This window comes from Microcoleus sp. T2B6, from assembly GCF_036700475.1.
GTDB lineage: Bacteria > Cyanobacteriota > Cyanobacteriia > Cyanobacteriales > Microcoleaceae > Microcoleus.
In genome coordinates this window covers 46,456-64,682 of record NZ_JAUBOZ010000032.1, presented here as the reverse complement: position 1 = coordinate 64,682, position 18,227 = coordinate 46,456, and the positions used below count along the sequence as shown (strand labels likewise).

The window sequence follows — 18,227 nt, the reverse complement described above, 5'->3', positions numbered from 1 at the left end:
GCTTTGGAATTCCAAAGCCGGCAATTCCCCAATACTAAATTCATTTTTGGGCTATAGTTCCCTATGAGAAGGCTTCTAGGAGTATGGTTGCGTGATTGGGATCAATTGGCACAGAACGGTTGCGGGCAGGCTGCTGGCATTGTTGGCAGTAGCAGTATTAATGTTGGGTTTAGCAAGTTGTGGCGCGGGCAATCCCGAATTGCCCAAACCAGGGAACAAGAGCGGCTCAGCTACAGCCCCAGTAAACAGAATCTCAGAGGTTTCTCCCCCAGAAGCCATTCAACAACTGCGTCAGGCTCTAGAAATCTACCAGCCTCAAATTAGTATTTTGAATCCAAAACCTGACGAAGTGCTTCAGGATATAAATGTGTCTGTTGAGTTCCAAGTAAAGGACTTGCCCATTTTCAAAGATGCAAACTTGGGTTTGGGCCCCCATCTGCAAGTTTTATTAGACAACCAACCTTATGCAGCAGTTTACGACATCAACCAACCTTTAACGCTCTCCGACTTAGAGCCCGGAACCCATACCCTGCAGGTGTTCGCCGCCCGCCCTTGGGAAGAAAGCTTTAAAAACGAAGGTGCCGTGGCTCAAACCACCTTTCACATTTTTACCAAAACAGACGACAACAATCCCGATCGAACATTGCCCCTATTAACGTACAACAGCCCCCAAGGCAGCTACGGGGCAGAGCCCATCCTGCTCGACTTTTACTTGACAAATGCCCCCCCGCACGAAGTGGCGCAAGAAAATTCCCAAGATGAAATACTCGATTGGAAAATTCGAGGCACAGTCAACGGCGAAAGCTTTGCGATCGACCAGTGGCAACCTATATATCTTAAAGGATTCAAACCAGGCAAAAACTGGGTACAGCTAGAATTAATTGACGAGCGGGGAAATATCGTCAAAAACGCCTTTAATAATACAGTCAGACTGATAAATTTCCAGCCGCTTGGCCAAGATCCTGTTTCAAAATTAGTACGGGGCGAACTAACAGCAGCAGAAAGTCGCAGTATAGTCGATCGCACCTACCAAGCCCCCGCACCCACACCAACCCCAACCCCCGAACCGACACCGACACCTGCATTAGAAAAAACACCAGTTGTCCAACCCTCACCAGCGGTTCCAGAAACCCCTGTTACCCAACCAAGCTTACAGCCAACAGTCGCTCCCGAAATTGCTCCCATTCAAGTAATAGAACCGACACCGACAGCAACCCCCCAACTCGAAGCGCCGAAAATTGTAGAACCAATTCAAGTAATACAACCGACGCCGACAGCAACCCCCCAACTCGAAGCGCCGAAAGTTGTTGCACCAGTTCAAGTAATAGAACCGACACCGACAGCAACTCCACAGTTAGAAACCCCGAAAGTTGTTGCACCAGTTAAAATAATAGAACCGACCCCAACAGCATCTCCCCAAACAAAAAAACAGGAATATAAAGGATACTACAATCGGTTCCGCAACTTCTTGCATCAAGAACCCCAACCTGCTAATCCTTCACAGCCACCAACCCTGCCAGAAATAACAGGAAAAGCTCCAGTACCACAAGTAGTCGCTCCCGCGATACCAGAACAATCTCCCAATCTTGTACCGCCAACGCCACCAGTTGCCGCTGAAACTCCTAGCCAGCCAACCACCGAATTAGCCCCTCCCAAAACAACTGTTTCCGAACCAGAAAATCAGCCAAAATCCGAACAAAAAGTCGAATTTGCCACGTAACAAAATCTTCCTGGGCTTCGTGGCATGGGCGTCTCGCCCGTGTTCCAGTCGAATTTGCCACCTAACAAAATCTTCCTGGGATTCGTGGCATGGGCGTCCCGCCCGTGCTCCAGTAGAATTTGCCACCTAACAAAATCTTTCTGGGCTTCGTGGCATGGGCGTCCCGCCCGTGATCCAGTCGAATTTGCCACCTAACAAAATCTTTCTGGGCTTCGTGGCATGGGCGTCCCGCCCGCGCTCCATCTGCGGTCAAAAATCAAAAATTAGGACACTAAAAAATGACCTACCTCGAAACAGCCGCCAAATTCTACAGCGATGTTGCCGAAACACCCCAAATCGGACTTTGCTGCGTCCAAAGCAGTCCCTTGCAATTGCCAGGATTAAAAATTCCCCAACAAATGCAAGAAATGAATTACGGCTGCGGCACAACCGTTCACGCCGCCGAACTCGTCGGCAATCCCTTCGTGCTTTATGTAGGTGTAGGCGGCGGCTTGGAAGCACTACAATTTGCCTATTTTTCTAGACACAAAGGAGCGGTTATTGCCGTCGATCCGGTTCCAGCCATGCGAGATGCGGCTGCACGAAACTTGCAACTAGCCGCCCACGAAAATGATTGGTTTGATCCGAGTTTTGTAGAAATTTGTGAAGGCGATGCTTTTGCCTTGCCAGTGCCGGATGCTTCTGTAGATGTTGTCGCCCAAAACTGCTTGTTTAATATCTTTGAACCAGCGGATTTAGCTAAAGCATTAAAAGAGACTTATCGGGTGTTAAAACCGGGTGGCAGATTGTTGATGAGCGATCCGATCGCAACTCGCCCCATTCCCCAGCATTTGAAGGAAGACCAGCGCTTGCGGGCCTTGTGTTTGTCCGGTGCTTTGACATACGAAGAATACGTTCAACACCTTGTAGACGTTGGTTTTGGGCAAGTCGAAGTGCGGGCGCGCCGTCCTTACCGATTGCTGGACAAACACAATTATCAATTGGATGCGGATTTGCTGTTAGAAAGCCTGGATTCGGTGTCTTTCAAAGTGGATGTACCGGATGACGGAGCTTGCATTTTCACTGGCAAGACGGCGATTTATACGGGGTCTGAAGATCTGTTTGATGACGGGGCGGGTCACGTTTTGCAGCGGGGAGTTCCGGCGGCTGTCTGCGATAAAACTGCTGGGAAGTTGGGGGGATTAATGCCCGATAAGGTGTTAATTACTGATTCGACGTGGCATTATAACGGCGGCGGTTGTTGTTGAATTTTGTTCAAATGGGAGAGGTAGCTTTCACCGCAGATATACCTCTTTCAACTCTTTCTGCTGATAGTTATCTCTAGACAGTGCCTGATGAAAATTATCATAGGAGTTATTGTATGAGTTTGAGCGATATTTTAAAACCTCTGAACCCTGATGATTTTGGAGATATGATTCGAGATGTTTGTTGCAAGGGACATCGAGAGCGTCAAACTCTCAATCGAATTATATCATTGATAGATTGTATAATTGACGGTGTAGGCCTTGAGCTAGTCTTGCATGAAATGATCCAAGACATTACTCTAAAAACCGGGGAATTGTTAAATGCAGATAGAACGACCATTTTTATATTCGATAAAGACCCGAATGAACTCTGGGCAATTGTAGCCAAAGATGAAAATGGTCAAAATTTAGAAGTCAGATTTCCCGCTAATCTGGGCATTGCGGGAGAAGTAGCCACGGAGAAAAAAGTTGTAAATATTCCCTATGATTTCTATGATGACCCACGTTCTGTAAACGCCAAAAAAGTTGACGAAAGAACAGGATATCGTACTTATACAATGCTGGCGATGCCCCTGCTCGACGAAGAAACAGGCGAGTTAATGGCAGTAGTGCAACTGATTAATAAACTCAAGCCCAACCACAAAGATTATGTTACTTTAGGCGAACAGATTGACAATGTAGGGTTTACTCAAGCAGACGAACAAGTTTTTAGAGAATTTGCCTCGTCCATTCGCTTAGTTGTAGAGTCGTCCAAATCTTTCTACGCCGCCAGTCAAAGACAACGGGCCGCGACAGCGCTGATGAACGCTGTCAACGCTCTTTCTCAGAGCAGTCTAGACTTAGATGATACCTTGAAGCGGGTGATGGATCGGGCCCAAGAACTGATGCAAGCCGATCGCAGTATCTTGTGGCTGATCGACGAAGATAAAGACGAACTGTGGACGAAAATCCCGATCGGCGGCAAACTTCAAGAAATTCGCATACCCAGAACCGTCGGTTTCGCAGGTATGGTGGCTCAATCGGGGGAGCCCCTGCTGATCCCCTTTGATGTGTACGACGACCCCCGCGCCGCCATATGTAAAGAAATCGACAAAAAAACTGGCTACCGTACTTGCAGTATGCTGTGTATGCCAGTATTTAACTCAGACCACAAATTGATTGGCGTCACCCTATTAGTTAATAAAAAACGAAAAGGAGAATACCCCCCCTACACCCCGGAAGATTGGCCGCAGGTCCCCGAACGGTGGAAAGCGAGTTTCAATCGCAACGACCTGGAATTTATGAAAGCGTTTAACATCCAAGCAGGAGTCGCCCTGCAAAACGCTATCCTGTTTTCCAAGGTCAAACAAGAAGAAAACAGACATAAAGATATAGTGCGATCGCTCCCTAATGGCGTCATCTCCACAGATAAAAAAGGTAAGGTTATTACCGCTAACGATCGAGCGAAACAATTGCTAGGTGCTAGCGAGGGAGAAGTCTTAGAGGGTGTATTTTTGGGTGATTTAATTCAAATCGAGAATGAGAATTTTAGTCAATGGTTAAATGGTGCTTTGTCACCGGAAGGCGATCGAGATAGAGAGCAATATTACCCCGATCGCATCCTATTGCCTTTGCAAGGAGAACCGCAGAATATCAATCTCTGGGTTAACTCGATCGCAAGTGCGATCGAGCAGAATAAAATTAACGGTGTATTGGTTATTTTGGAAAATAACAGCCGGGAAAACCAAGGAGAAAATTGGGGTTCAGCCAGAGGGGAGAATTTCTGAAGCGGTTAATTCTTTGGTTCGTCAGAGAGAATTTACAGGGTAGCGACATCTGCCCGTTTTTTGATTGGAGATACTGGTATACTACGAGCGACAGTTAGTTATTTAATAATTTGTAGTCATGGTAAATATATCAAGCATCTCCAACATAGCCCCTGAAGTGGAAAATGACTTTCTGGAAGAGATTGATAACCTTGACAGGCAATTACACGATCGCTTTCAAGACAAGTTTGTAGTCCAGCCCTCGCTTACCCGACTTTTGGTTAGTTTTCAGGCTAACAAAACTAGACCCATTTATAGGTGGTACAAGTATAAGGAAGCTTTCTCCGCTTCTCTGGTAGAGTTCTTATTCCAAAAATATCAAGTCATTCAAGGCAAGATTTTAGATCCTTTTACAGGTAGTGGAACTGCTTTATTTGCTGCTAGCGACTTGGGAATAGATGGTGAGGGGATTGAATTATTACCTATTGGTCAACATATAATTAATACCAAAATTATTTTAGACACGGCCTTCACTATTGATGATTTTCAGCGGCTAAAGACATGGTTTAATTTGCAAATATGGAAACAATTTCAAAACCCAGTCACTCTGCCAGAATTGAGAATCACTAAAGGGGCTTACTCCGAAGAAACTAAAATAGAAATTGAGCAATATCTTGGAGCTTGTTATCAAGAAAATACCAAGGTTCAATCAGTTTTAGTCTTGACTTTACTGTGTGTTTTAGAATCCGTAAGCTATACACGCAAAGATGGACAGTATCTTCGTTGGGATTACCGTTCGGGTCATGGCACGTCAAAGAAGTCCTTCAATAAAGGTGAGGTTCTGGAGTTCAGTCAAGCTATTACCAAAAAATTTAATGAACTTGTTAACGATTTAGAACCTCCTACACAACAACTTGAGCTTTTTCAAACTCAGAATAATCAACAAGGCAAAATTAATTTGCATCAAGGTTCTTGTCTGAAGATAATGCCCGATTTGCCGGACTCTACCTACGATGCAATCATCACATCTCCACCCTACTGCAATCGATATGACTATACTCGCACCTATGCACTAGAGCTAGCTTTACTAGGAATTTGTGAAAAGGAATTAATTAATCTGCGTCAGGAAATGCTAAGTTGTACGGTTGAGAATCACCCCAAAGATTTATTGGCTATTAATCAGGATTGGGAAGTAGCTTTAAGTATTGCTAATTCGCAAACTCTCTTGCAGGCTATCTTAAGATATTTGGACACCCAAAAGTCACAGGGTATATTGAACAACAATGGTATACCAAGAATGGTAAGAGGATATTTCTATGAAATGGCTTGCGTAATACAAGAAAGCTTTCGTATCCTTAAACCCGGGGCATTTTTGTTTATGGTTAATGACAATGTGCGCTACGCAGGTATAAGTATTTCAGTGGACATGATTCTTTCTGATTTCGCTGAAAAAGTCGGCTTTATTACGGAAAATATTCTCGTTTTACCAGGTGATAAGGGGAATAGTAGTCAACAGATGGGAAACTATGGACGCGCTCCTTTGAGGAAGTGCGTTTATGTATGGAAAAAACAATAACTGGATACCTATGTGTGCTTATCGCAACCACCTTCAATCCAGTGACGATCTTGTCACAACCTATGAAGACACTCGTGCGGGTTTTGTGGCACTTGCCCTTGAAAAAAATCGACGCGCTACCCCTTACCTCGCCCAAGCAAGAGCACTTCAAGAAGCGGCGGGTCAAGCTGCGAGTCCTGCTGATTTGTTAAATGTTAAGGGCATTGAAATGGGATTGTTGACGGCAGCAGGATTATCTGACAAGTCTCTTGCTCATTTGATGCCAAAGGATAAGAGTGAAGCTATCAATGGTCTAATCAGGAATTTTCTTGAGCCAGCAGGCACAAATTTTGTGGAGGAATTAGTGTTTAGATTTCTACTGACTCGTGGTGACACGCTTGGTGGCTCAATGCGTAATGTTGGCGGAGTATTGGCACAAAGAAAACTAACTCGTGCTATCCTCTCGACTCTCACAATTGCTAGTAAGAGATATTATTGGCAAGACTCAAAGACAAAAAAGTGGATAGCCATGACAAATGATGACACAGAAATTGAGTTGTCTTTACGTGGGATAAGTTGGGAGAGCGAGCTAGGTAATCGCACATTGATTTATAACCTAACTGTTCCACTCGTCAGGAGCAATGTGGATTTGTGTTTATTTAATCTTGCCCCGACGGAGTTGGTAGCTAATAAATCCAGCGCAATTGAGCCATCTATCGTGGCACCCTATGTTATTGCATTAGGCGAACTTAAAGGTGGAATCGATCCTGCGGGTGCAGATGAGCATTGGAAAACGGCACAAGCGGCCCTAAATCGCATACGTGAAGCATTTTTCACAGTTGGACACTCACCTCTGACTTTCTTTGTGGGTTCGGCAGTTGCAAGAAGGATGGCGGGTGAAATCTGGCATCAACTGGAAAACGGGACTCTCAGTAATGCTGCAAATCTGAATCAGGAGAATCAAGTTGCATCTATTTCTCGTTGGTTATGTAATTTATAAAAGCAACAACGGTTTTGACTCCGCGCCTACACAAACAAAGTCCGCCTGCGCGGACTGAATCGTGCCAATTTAAAAAAGTCTTGCTACAAACAAGAAACTTGGGCGGAGTGAAACAGAGGGTTGGTTCCTCAACCTAATCTACGATTGCTCTTCTTCTCAACCCGCGCAGGCGGGTTTTGTCTGTGTAGCCACGATTTCTAATCGCCCGGTAGATTTGGGAAGAATCAAGAGTCGAATAAGCTCTGTTACCAAGCTATAAGCTGAAGTTGAGGCGCGACTGATTCCTGGCAATATTGCCTGATTAGCGCTTGGGCATTTTCCCTGCTTTGTCCTGTGTATAAATTGTAAACTACTTCTTCATCTTGAGAGGAGAGATATAACAAACCACAGTCTTTTACCCGCGAGTAAATTAAGGGAACTTTGGCAAACTCAAGTAAAGTGGCTTTTTTGCGATCGCGCTCTCTCGCTTCTGGGCTATCGTGGTATTGAGACTGAAACTCTACTACTAGGCAAGGATTGTAGTTCAAGTCTGTGATTAGAGCATCCACAGCACTGGGGCTAAATAAAAACTTTTTGAGTTCCCAGTCAAGGTTGCTGACTTGTTCGCAAATTTGGGACAAGCTAACCTGTGTATGGATTTTATAGTTGTTGTCTACACAGGTATGAAGAAACTCAAGCATTCTTTCTTCGTAAGAGTTGACAAGTCTTTTGGCTTTTACAGACATTAGTTTTGCTCCAGTATCAAGTTAATGATTTGTAGTTCTATGAGAAACCCCAGGTTCCTCATCTGCTTCATCAAAATCCTAAAAGTTAGTTTCCAAAGTCCGACTAATTTCGCTGTGTTTTGCTGCTAACTACAGCCGCTTCATAATCTAATATAATTTTTACAAAATAACCCAAAAACTCTTCTAAAATAGAACTATAACTAATACATACTTGGAATGTGTAAGGAAAAAGTTTATCTTGACTGAGAACCAGATAGCTCTCGGGGTCGCTCAAAGTATTGGGGTTAAATTCATCTAAAATTCTGCTGGGTAACACAGTTCCATATCCATATCCATCTTCATCTATTAACTTATTCAAATAAAAATCGCCTACTATTTCACCTTCCTCGAAAAGAGACCAATAGTTAGGGTGAAGTGACTCTAAAAATAAACTTTTCTTGCTTGGTAATACCCAAAAAATTCCTTTTAGAATGTAACCTACGGTTAGTTCCTCTTCGATATATGTGTGAGACTTCAGTTGCAAAAGATATGGTTCTAAAACTTCTTCAGGAATAGAAATACATAAACCCTCTTTCCGCTGACCTAAAATAAGTTGATAACGTTTATCTCCTTTTCCAGGATTCTTAAGTCTGTATCCTACATATTGAGATGTTCGTTTCTCCTCAAACTTTTCGTAGAAACCAAGTTGCTTCAGCAAACGGGTAGCTAGCGATATCAAATCCTCTCCGCCTTCAATGACCTCAATTTTGGTTGAAATCAGGCGAGGGACTCCATTTTCTACCTCAAAGCGCTGGATGAGATCGTAGATGATCTTTGACATTGACCACTTCCTAAAAATCTTGGCTAAGGTTCCTAGAAATAGATTAAACCTGCCAGCCCAAGATGTCAAGTATCTTGGCTAAGATTCCTGGATTTGTCTAAACGATGGATTCCTTAAGTATTTATACGCAATAACGACGGTTGGGCATCTTCCCTCCCTTCTCCTTCTCAGCGCCTTCTGCACCCTCGGCGGTTTCCTTAACCTCCCTTTTTCCCCATGCCGCGAAACTTCCCGCTAAATTAAAGAAGTAAAAAAATTATTCACATCCTACCCAGGAGATGCCATGCCTCGCGTCAGAGCACCAGAATTCCCCGGAAACTACCCCTGGTTAAACACCGAAAAACCTTTATCCATTGAATCCTTAAAAGGGCGCGTCGTCCTTCTCGACTTCTGGACGTACTGCTGCATCAACTGCTTGCACGTCCTGCCCGACTTAAAATACCTCGAACAAAAATATAAAGATTCCCTCACGGTTATCGGCGTTCACTCGGCTAAATTTGAAAACGAAAAAGAAGTAGAAAACATCCGCCAAGCTATCCTCCGCTACGATATCGAACATCCTGTAATCGTTGACAGCGGCATGAAAGTTTGGCAAAGCTACGCGGTTCGCGCTTGGCCGACTTTAATGGTGATCGATCCTGAAAGTTATGTCGTTGGCTTTGTTTCGGGCGAAGGCAATAGAGAAGCACTTGACGAGTTAGTTGGCAAGTTAATTGCTGAATACAAAGATAAAAATGCACTCAACTTTAAACAACTGCGTTTTACCTTAGAAAAACAGCGCAAACCTGTATCAACACCGCTGGCTTTTCCCGGTAAAGTGCTGGCATTTGCGATCGCTGCAACGGAGGCAAAACAGCTTCACCAACAGGGCGCGCTTTTGGGCGAAATGAGTCAGGAAAATGAATCTGTAGATGAAACTGTATTGCCGGGGCCTGCTAATTCAGTCATCCAAAACTTAGTGGGTTCTTGCTTATTTATTGCCGATTCCGGCCACAATAGGATTGTTGTCAGCACCCTCGAAGGTGAGGTGCTGCACGTTATCGGTAGCGGTAAACCGGGTTTAACTGATGGGAACTTTGAAGAGGCTGAGTTTTATGCACCTCAAGGTATGGCTTTTGATGCAGAAAGTCAAATTCTATATGTTGCTGATACGGAAAATCATGCTCTCAGAAAGATTGATTTTACGACTCAACGGGTAGAAACTGTTGCTGGTACCGGCGAACAAAGTCACGAAATTTCCCCCCGCAGCGGCAAGGGTTTAGAAACGCAATTGAATTCGCCTTGGGATTTAGAAAGAGTTGGAAATAGACTTTTTATTGCAATGGCGGGTTCCCATCAAATTTGGGAAATGCAGTTAGACACTGGCACGATCGGCACTTATGCAGGTATTGGCCGAGAATCCTGTGTTGACGGAAGTCTTGCAGAATCTGCTTTTTCTCAGCCCAGCGGGTTGTCTACCGATCGATCGGAGTTGTTTGTTGCTGACAGCGAAATTAGTTCGATTCGCGCTGTGGGTATTGATGAAGACCCGAAGGTGCGTACAGTCTGCGGTAGCGGTGAATTGTTTGGTTTTGGGGATAAAGATGGTCGCGCTGAGGAGGTAAGGTTACAGCACTGTTTAGGTGTTGAATACGCTCAAAATTACCTCTGGGTTGCTGATACTTACAATCACAAAATTAAGCGGATCGACCACCGGGGCGGTACGTGCAGAACAATGATTGGAGATGGTACAGCAGGTTTGGTTGATGCTAAAGGTCTCAAGGCTCGATTTTTTGAACCTTCAGGGTTGAGTGCGATCGGGCCTCATTTGTTTGTTGCTGATACGAACAATCATGTAATCCGAAGAGTTGAGTTGGATACGCTGGAAGTCACAACTTTGGATTTCCCCAGTTTGTGCGCCCCGGATGTTTGTCTTCCTGATTAAGTCGATCGACCTTTTTTACTTCAGGCACGGTTCTCAATTCTCGTGATTGCCAGAAATATTGTGGTAAAGTAGGGTGCTCTTCGGCGCACCTTACCACAATTTTCAAGCCAAGTAAGTTAACCTAACAGTCATGGACGCAAAAACCAGGTTTCTTCAGGTAATTTGGTCATATACGCTCGATCGCCACAAAGAGAAACCGGGTTTTTTTGGTCTCGTGCGTCCAGGACTGCCCCAGTCGCATGGCGACGGAGAAACCGGGTTTTTCACCGAATCTGCGGCCTACAACAGGTCTTTTCGTAAAAAAACCCGGTTTCTAAACAATCGTGCATAAGTCTTATGCTGTTAATTCAATGGTGAGTTAACCCGCGATCGCCCAATACGGTTCAGATAAGACTGATCCCCCCTAGCCAAGCCAAGAGGGCGGGCACTCTTGGCACCGCCCCTACGAAGGGGGGGACAAGAAGTTGCTCTTGCGTCCCCCAACAATCAGGGGGATGCGAGGGGGATCTCCGGGGAATTAACAGTGTTAACTGAACTGTATTGCGCGATCGCCCGTATTAAATAATCGCAAAAATCCTCGCCCAAATCTAAAATTCCGCATAGCTCAGCAGCCGCACTATTTTTTCATTATCGTTCAATTCGCCGACAATTCGTCGCACGGGTTTCGGCCAGATTTTAATCAAAGTAGGAGTTGCTGAAATCTGATCTGCCTCAGCTTGGTCTGGATGTTTCAAAACATCAATTACTTTTAAAGTGTAGGGACGATCGAGGCATTTCTCTAAGAACTGATGTAAAGTTTCGAGGGTGCGTTCGGTGCTGGGGTTGCTGCCGGAAACAAACAGACGCAAAACGTACCCTTGAGTTTGTGGCGGTGGGGTGAGTGCTGTTGGTTTGGGAAGCCGAGTCTGCTGCGATTGCGGAAAGCCCAAGGGAGTTACTATCGAACTGCTCCAGTCCGATCGAGCTTCGGGGCTGGCATACTGTACAACTAAGTCGTGATTTTCCCAAAGTTCGGGGAATTGTTCGTGATAAGTAGCGATTGCCATCGGTTCGCACATTTCTTCGCTGCGGGGATGCCACACTAAGTCGCCAGTCCCAAAAATGGCGTTCAGCAGTGTTTGATGTCGGAGCACGGGGGGGTAAGCCTCGGCAGCAAGCCGCACCTGCCTATCGCCTGGATCGAGCCAAGAGTCAACGGTTGCTGTGTAGCAAGGTATCAGAAAATGCGGCGGTTCCGACAAACCGAGAATCTCCTGTAGAGCTACGCACAACTGCAAATGCCACCGAGTTTGCTTGCGGGGGTCTATGCAATAGATTAAGTCTCCCCCTGGTGTAAACAGCGCAATGCCTTTGAAAATTTCTGGCAAAATAGGGCGATCGACTTTCAATTCAGTACACCAATAAAAGTTAACAGTTAACAGTTAACTTTTAACTGCTAACTGTTAACACTCGACCTTTAGACTCGACCTCGGAGCATCTGAGCCATTTCGTTCGGGAACGGCGAGTTCTCTACACAAAGTTCTTCAGTAATCCGACCTTCTTGATAAAGGCCGTAGAGCGACTTATTCATCGTCGTCATGCCTTCATAAGTATCTTTGATCATGATTTGATTGATTTCCTCATTCTGGCCCTTCAGAATGTATTCCTTAACCACGTCGGTATTGATCATAACGTCGTGGAAAGCAGCCCGCTTTCCGTCTGTGGTTTTGCACAGCAGTTGAGCAATAATCGCCACTAGGGATTCGGAAATTGAAACCCGTATGGCATCCTGTTCTTCCGCCCCGAACATATCAAGAATCCGGTTCAGGGTCTTAACCGCACTGTTCGTGTGCAGGGTTCCTGCAACTAAGTGACCGGTTTGAGAGGCTTTGAGGGCGATTTCCACCGTCTCTCTGTCCCGAATTTCTCCTACTAGCAGCATATCCGGGTCTTGTCGCAGAGCGCCTTTGAGAGCGCTCATAAACTTGAGGGTGTGCCTGCCGACTTCCCGGTGCTTAATCAAGGATTTTTTGCTTTCGTGTACGAATTCTACCGGGTCTTCGATCGTGATGATATTGTAGGCTTTATTCTTATTGATGTAGTCGATCATCGCGGCCAACGTGGTAGACTTACCCGAACCTGTCGGGCCTGTCACCAAAATCAGCCCTTTGTGGTAGCCACATATTTTCCTAAATACCTCCGGCAGTTTCAATTCCTCCATTGTCAAGATTTTGGCAGGAATTAGTCGCAGTACCATCGCCGGGCCGGCCAAGGAGTCCATGCAACTGATCCGAATGCGGACGAACCCGAAGTCGAAAGCGCCGTCAAAGTCTAGGGTTTTTTGGAAAATTTCAATTTCTTCATCGCTCATGCACTCGCGCAACCAGCCAAAAAACGTATCTAAATCCGTCGGTGGATAGCCGATGTCGGCAATCTCGCCCCGCGTGCGGAAGCGGGGAACTTCGTTTACTCCGAGGTGAAGGTCGGATACTCCTTCTTCTTTGGCTCGCATGACTAGCTCTTTCAAAGTCGGAGATCCGCCGCTGCTAGAACTCTGGCCTTTAGGTGTGGCGAAGGATTGCGGCGCTGGTGCGGGTGGCGCTGCTGGTGCTGGTGCGGGAGGCGGTGCTGGTGGCATTCCTGCTGCTCTGGGGGGCATCCCAGGAGCAGGAGGGCGGGGCATTCCTGGGGGTGGGGGAGCTCCGGGTACGGGCGGGCGAGGAGCTGGCGGATGCTGTTGTGTCATATGCGCTACCTTAAGTTGGTGAGAAGGCTGACTCGAACAGATGATTTGTGGAAGTTGGACAATGCCGATCGCCATTGTGCGCGTCTTGCACAAAAGCTTAACTGTTGTACTAAGTCTATCCTAAGAGGGGGTCATAATGCTGCACTACTAAGGAAATATTCTGCCAATTGGAGGATGCGATCGCTCTGGCCCTAGGAGCAAATATGGATTTTCTACTTTTTGGGAGAATTTTTGTTAAGGAAAAGAGTTTTCCGCAGCCACGCAGTATAAATTGATACTTTATCCAAATATTAAGGACTTAAACGGATGAATTCTGTCGATCGGGCTTTTACTCCAGCTCTCTCGTTGGCGGAGTCGATCCGCACCCTGGAAGTGTCGCCTTTAGAAATTGTCAATCTCTACTTGGAACGCATTGAGCGATTAAACCCTGAGCTGGGCAGTTATTTTACTGTAACGGCCGAGCGGGCGATCGCCCTAGCTAAATCTCAAACCGAAAAACTAGCTGGGTTAAACAAGCCACAGGAATTGCCACCTTTTTTCGGAGTGCCGATCGCCATTAAAGACTTGACACCAGTTACCGGCGTTCCGTGTACATACGGCACTCAGGCTTTGCTGGGTAACATCTCTGCCTACGATGAGTCAGTAGTATGGCGGATCAAAGCAGCAGGATTTAACATTCTGGGGAAAACAGCAACCTCTCAAATTGGCTCATTGCCTTACACCGAACCCGAAGGTTTCCCACCCGCCCGCAATCCCTGGAATTTAGACTATACACCCGGAGGTTCCAGCGGTGGCTCAGCGGCGGCTGTAGCAGCGGGTTTGTGTGCGATCGCCCAAGGTTCAGACGGTGGCGGTTCGATTCGAGGCCCAGCTTCCTGCTGCGGTTTAGTGGGCATTAAACCGTCGCGGGGGCGAGTTTCCTGGGCACCTGTCGGAGATTACCTCAGCGGCATTTCGGCCAACGGCCCACTGGCGCGCACTGTAGCTGACGCCGCCGCACTTTTGGATGTGATGTCAGGCTACACCACAGGCGATCCGTACTGGCTACCAGATTCAAATCCGACTTTTCTAGAGGCTTCCCGTCAACAGCAGGGCAAATTGCGAATTGCGTTTTCTACGACTATTTCCCCTGTGGGCGAGGCTGCGCCTATCTGTCAGCAAGCGGTACTCGAAACAGTAAAATTATTGACAGATTTGGGTCATGATGTCGAACCTGGATGCCCGGATTTTACGGGTTTAATCGAACCGTTTATCGCAATTTGGCAGTCGGGGGCGGCTGCAAGTGGCATTCCAGGCCCTGCTTTGGAACCGATGAATCGCTGGCTGTTAGAAAGAACTATTTCGGCTGGGGAATATTTGCGGGCGGTGAATCAAATGCAGGTGATTTCACGGCGGATTGTGGGATTCTTTGAAAAATTTGATGTGTTAGTTTTGCCAACTTATATGCACTCGCCAATCCGGGTTGGGGAGTGGGCGGATTTGAGTTTTGAAGAAACTTTGCAGCGCATTATTAATTGGGTAGCTCCTTGTCCGCCGTTTAATGCTAGCGGTTTGCCTGCGATCGCACTTCCTGCCATCTTAGATAACAACGGTTTGCCCGTGGGAATTCAAATTATCGGGCGGCCTGCGGCGGAAGCAACTTTAATTGCTTTAGCGGCGCAGATGGAAGCGGCGAAACCTTTCCCGGTTTTAGATTTTAAATAGACAAGAGCCAGGGATAAAAGCACGTTTCCCTTTTTTAGGAGTATGCCACATCAGGATCTGTGTGCGGGGAACTAGAAATCCGGTTTTTCGCATAAATTTCTATTGACTGTTTGACATTTGAACAATCTGTTTGACATTTGAACAATATTGATGCAACGGCCAACGATAGGATTGAGAAAGGGGACAAATTTCAGGTTTAATTTGGGTAAAAAAATATAAAAAACTTCTTAAGGTACTTGACGTGTTTGGAAAAGAGGGTATAATTTTTTCAAATTAATTCCCGATGGCGGGTGTATCTAAAAAAATAGGTTATGTTTAACACAGCAGGACGGTTTCCAGAAAATCCGATTCCGGGAAATGTTGCGGGTGTTTCAGCGGAAATACTAGACTTATTTGACAGTAAGTTCGATCGCTTAAATCGGGTCAGCCAAAGTGCCGTCGGCGATACCAATGGTTTATTTAATACCCGCTACGATTTGACTGAAAAACTAGATTGGGTGGCTGCTGCGGCTGGTAGTGCGATCGACCTTTTTGGTGCATTCACCGACGGTCTCCAATCGTCAGGAGGCGAAAATATTAAAGTTGATAGTAGTCTCAAATCCCCGACCGCTACCTCCACTCAAGGTGAGATAGACGAACTGACAGGGATGGCTTTACCTGTTGGTGAACTCTCCCTATCCCAAACTTCTTCCCTATTTCCTGATGAAAACTGGGCTTTCAATTTTAAAGATTACACCATCGAACACCAAGGTTTAAACACCCTCAACCTCAAAGTTGGTTACGGGTTAAAACCGGGAATTACCCCGAACGAATATCCAGATTTTGTTCCCATTTACCAAAGTATTGATAATTTCCTAGTTAACTACCCGAACGAAACAGATTTTTGGGAAATTGTTAACAAAAATTTGACGGAAAAGGTGCTTAATGAAAATCCGGTACTGACAGATGTTACGATTCAACTGGAAGTTTTGCCAACAGAGAGATTGCCCTACGATCGCGCCAGTACAGTTTTCCGCAGTCAATCGGGCAAAATCACAGAAGATTGGAATTTTTCCGTCAAAGACTACGCAATCAATCACCAAGGATTGAACAAGCTGAATCTCGATATAGATTACCAGTACAAGCCGGAAATCGCTCCCAATGAATATCCCGATTTTGTGCCAATATACAAGAGCATTGATAACTTTTTCACCACATATCCGAACGAAACTGATTTTTGGGAAGTTGTCAATAAAAACTTGACTCAAAATATCCTCAACGAAAATCCTGAATTGGCGGCAATTAAGATAGATTTCAACGTTCTGCCAAGCCAAACCTTGCCCTACAACCGCACCAGCAAAGTTACTCGCACTCAACCCAGCAATCCTCAAGGAACTTTCCTAGTGGGCAATAGCCGGGGAAATAATGTACTTCGGTTTGACGGCAATACCGGCAATTTTCTAGGCGAATTTATTTCACCGGGAAGCGGCGGTTTGTCCAATCCAGATACGATCGTTTTTGGGCCCGATGGCAATGGCGATGATCAGTCGGACATTTACGTTACTAGCGGCGACAAGCCCGGAAATTCGGGAGAACCGACAGCATCTGCGGTATTGCGGTATGACGGAATTACTGGCGCATTTATTGACAAGTTTGTCGGCGATAATCCGAACACGGCGGTCGATGAAACTGGCGGATTGTTTCGCCCTTACGGTTTAGCTTTTGGCCCTGACGGTAATTTTTATGTCAGCAGTTTTTTGAGTGACCAAATTCTCCGATATAACGGCAAAACAGGACAGTTTATTGATGTATTTGCTTCGGGAAATCAGCAAGCGGGAGGATTGAATGGCCCGAACGGTTTACTGTTTGCTCCTGACGGCAATTTGTACGTGACAACGCAGGGGAGTGTTGCTCGCAATGGTCAACCAGATTTTAGCGCAGGTTTCCCCAGTCAGGTGCTGCGTTACAACCCGCAAACCCGGCAGTCAAGTATCTTTGCTTCGCCCGATCCTTCGCCTCGGAGTCAGGGATTTGCAAGTCTTTTGGGAATGGCAATCGGGCCCGCTGACGGCGACCTTTATGTCAGCGATTTTGCTAACGATATCAGGCGCTACAATTTAAAAAGTGGGGAATTGGTCAAGGTTTTATCTACCAATTATACTGATACTTCCCCCAGTAGCAATTATGTAGGTAGTTTGGCCTTTTCGCCGATCGGCAATTTGTTTGTAGTGGGCTTTGACAACCGCGCTAATGCTAACGGTGCCGGCGCTGTTTTGCGGTATAATGGCAAGACTGACGAACCGCTGCCAATATCGGGAAATCCTGGATCGAGTAACAGTTCTATTTTTGTCCCTCCCGACAGCAAGCTACAGCGTCCAATAGGAATTGCTTTCTTTCCGTCCGATGCTCAACTGACGCAGAAATGGAATTTTACATTGGCAAATTACCCAATTAATCATCAAGGGTTAAACAACCTTAATATTGATGTAAATTATCAGTACAAAGACGGGATTCAAAATTATCAGTATCCTGATTTTGTGCCGATTTACAAGAGCATTGACAATCTTTTAGTTAACTACCCGAACGAAACAGATTTTTGGGAAATTGTCAACAAAAATCTGACCCAAAAAGTGCTTGCTGACAATCCGGCAATTTCGTCGGTGACGCTTAATTTGGATGTTTTACCGACGAACCGATTGCCTTACGATCGCAGCAGTACCGTTACTCGCACTCAAGATGGTAAATTAGGCGAAGCATGGGATTTCAAGATTCCTAATTACTCGATCGATCACCAGGGTTTGAATAACCTCAATATGGATGTCAAATATCAGTACAAACCAGGAATTACGCAGGATGAGTATCCAGACTTTGTGCCGATTTACAAAAGCATCGACAGTTTCTTGACTAATTATCCCAATGAAACGGATTTCTGGGAAATTCTTAATAAGAGTTTGACGCAAAAGCTGCTAGCCGAAAATCCGGCTTTGGATTCGTTGCAAATTAATCTGGAGGTTTTGCCTACAAACAGATTGCCTTACGAGCGAGCTAGCATTGTGTCGCTCGCTTAGCCTATCATTGAAAATTAG

At 45.7% G+C, this 18,227-nt stretch carries 12 protein-coding genes; 8 read left to right on the top strand and 4 right to left on the bottom strand.

Features of this window, described 5'->3' with window-relative positions:
* Positions 1–91: 91 nt before the first annotated feature.
* The 5 genes from QUA00_RS16115 (at position 92) to QUA00_RS16095 (ending at position 7,264) form a co-directional block, all read left to right on the top strand.
* Entirely contained in the window at positions 92–1,720 is a 1,629-nt protein-coding gene (locus QUA00_RS16115) for a hypothetical protein (protein ID WP_333410214.1), read from the top strand.
* Between the two features lie 278 nt (positions 1,721–1,998).
* The gene (arsM, locus tag QUA00_RS16110) at positions 1,999–2,967 is read left to right on the top strand and encodes an arsenosugar biosynthesis arsenite methyltransferase ArsM (protein ID WP_333410213.1); all 969 of its coding nucleotides are present in this window, start codon (positions 1,999–2,001) and stop codon (positions 2,965–2,967) included.
* Positions 2,968–3,080: 113 nt separating this feature from the next.
* Entirely contained in the window at positions 3,081–4,730 is a 1,650-nt protein-coding gene (locus QUA00_RS16105; RefSeq protein WP_333410212.1) for a GAF domain-containing protein, read from the top strand.
* Between the two features lie 118 nt (positions 4,731–4,848).
* Positions 4,849–6,285, top strand: coding sequence for a site-specific DNA-methyltransferase (locus QUA00_RS16100; RefSeq protein WP_333410211.1), 1,437 nt, complete (start codon positions 4,849–4,851; stop codon positions 6,283–6,285).
* The gene (locus tag QUA00_RS16095; RefSeq protein ID WP_333410210.1) at positions 6,266–7,264 is read left to right on the top strand and encodes a type II restriction endonuclease; all 999 of its coding nucleotides are present in this window, start codon (positions 6,266–6,268) and stop codon (positions 7,262–7,264) included. Before QUA00_RS16100 ends, QUA00_RS16095 begins: the two co-directional genes overlap by 20 nt.
* Positions 7,265–7,509: 245 nt before the next feature.
* Here the strand turns inward: QUA00_RS16095 and QUA00_RS16090 are convergent, their stop codons facing one another.
* Complete coding sequence (locus tag QUA00_RS16090; protein ID WP_333410209.1) at positions 7,510–7,989, bottom strand: DUF2726 domain-containing protein; 480 nt, start codon at positions 7,987–7,989, stop codon at positions 7,510–7,512.
* Between the two features lie 103 nt (positions 7,990–8,092).
* Positions 8,093–8,809 carry a hypothetical protein gene (locus QUA00_RS16085; protein ID WP_333410208.1) on the bottom strand — a complete coding sequence of 239 codons (717 nt, stop codon included), beginning with the start codon at positions 8,807–8,809 and terminating at the stop codon, positions 8,093–8,095.
* 283 nt (positions 8,810–9,092) lie between these two features.
* Here QUA00_RS16085 and QUA00_RS16080 point away from each other — a divergent pair, with 283 nt between their 5' ends.
* Positions 9,093–10,733 (top strand): thioredoxin-like domain-containing protein, encoded by a 1,641-nt coding sequence (locus tag QUA00_RS16080; RefSeq protein ID WP_333140480.1) that lies wholly within the window; start codon positions 9,093–9,095, stop codon positions 10,731–10,733.
* 587 nt (positions 10,734–11,320) lie between these two features.
* Here QUA00_RS16080 and QUA00_RS16075 read toward each other — a convergent pair.
* Positions 11,321–12,121, bottom strand: a complete 801-nt coding sequence (locus QUA00_RS16075; RefSeq protein ID WP_333410207.1) for a circadian clock KaiB family protein — start codon at positions 12,119–12,121, stop codon at positions 11,321–11,323.
* A gap of 68 nt (positions 12,122–12,189) precedes the next feature.
* Positions 12,190–13,458 carry a type IV pilus twitching motility protein PilT gene (locus QUA00_RS16070; protein WP_333410215.1) on the bottom strand — a complete coding sequence of 423 codons (1,269 nt, stop codon included), beginning with the start codon at positions 13,456–13,458 and terminating at the stop codon, positions 12,190–12,192.
* 306 nt (positions 13,459–13,764) lie between these two features.
* Here QUA00_RS16070 and QUA00_RS16065 point away from each other — a divergent pair, with 306 nt between their 5' ends.
* Positions 13,765–15,162 carry an amidase gene (locus QUA00_RS16065; protein ID WP_333306677.1) on the top strand — a complete coding sequence of 466 codons (1,398 nt, stop codon included), beginning with the start codon at positions 13,765–13,767 and terminating at the stop codon, positions 15,160–15,162.
* Between the two features lie 311 nt (positions 15,163–15,473).
* Positions 15,474–18,209, top strand: coding sequence for an NHL repeat-containing protein (locus tag QUA00_RS16060; protein WP_333410206.1), 2,736 nt, complete (start codon positions 15,474–15,476; stop codon positions 18,207–18,209).
* Positions 18,210–18,227 lie beyond the last annotated feature (18 nt).

Bases quoted from the DNA above. Each gene is read 5' to 3' on its own strand.
- arsM (WP_333410213.1), top strand. From the start codon at position 1,999: ATGACCTACCTCGAAACAGCCGCCAAATTCTACAGCGATGTTGCCGAA.
- QUA00_RS16105 (WP_333410212.1), top strand. From the start codon at position 3,081: ATGAGTTTGAGCGATATTTTAAAACCTCTGAACCCTGATGATTTTGGA.
- QUA00_RS16100 (WP_333410211.1), top strand. From the start codon at position 4,849: ATGGTAAATATATCAAGCATCTCCAACATAGCCCCTGAAGTGGAAAAT.
- QUA00_RS16095 (WP_333410210.1), top strand. From the start codon at position 6,266: ATGTATGGAAAAAACAATAACTGGATACCTATGTGTGCTTATCGCAAC.
- QUA00_RS16090 (WP_333410209.1), bottom strand. From the start codon at position 7,989: ATGTCTGTAAAAGCCAAAAGACTTGTCAACTCTTACGAAGAAAGAATG.
- QUA00_RS16085 (WP_333410208.1), bottom strand. From the start codon at position 8,809: ATGTCAAAGATCATCTACGATCTCATCCAGCGCTTTGAGGTAGAAAAT.
- QUA00_RS16080 (WP_333140480.1), top strand. From the start codon at position 9,093: ATGCCTCGCGTCAGAGCACCAGAATTCCCCGGAAACTACCCCTGGTTA.
- QUA00_RS16070 (WP_333410215.1), bottom strand. From the start codon at position 13,458: ATGACACAACAGCATCCGCCAGCTCCTCGCCCGCCCGTACCCGGAGCT.
- QUA00_RS16065 (WP_333306677.1), top strand. From the start codon at position 13,765: ATGAATTCTGTCGATCGGGCTTTTACTCCAGCTCTCTCGTTGGCGGAG.
- QUA00_RS16060 (WP_333410206.1), top strand. From the start codon at position 15,474: ATGTTTAACACAGCAGGACGGTTTCCAGAAAATCCGATTCCGGGAAAT.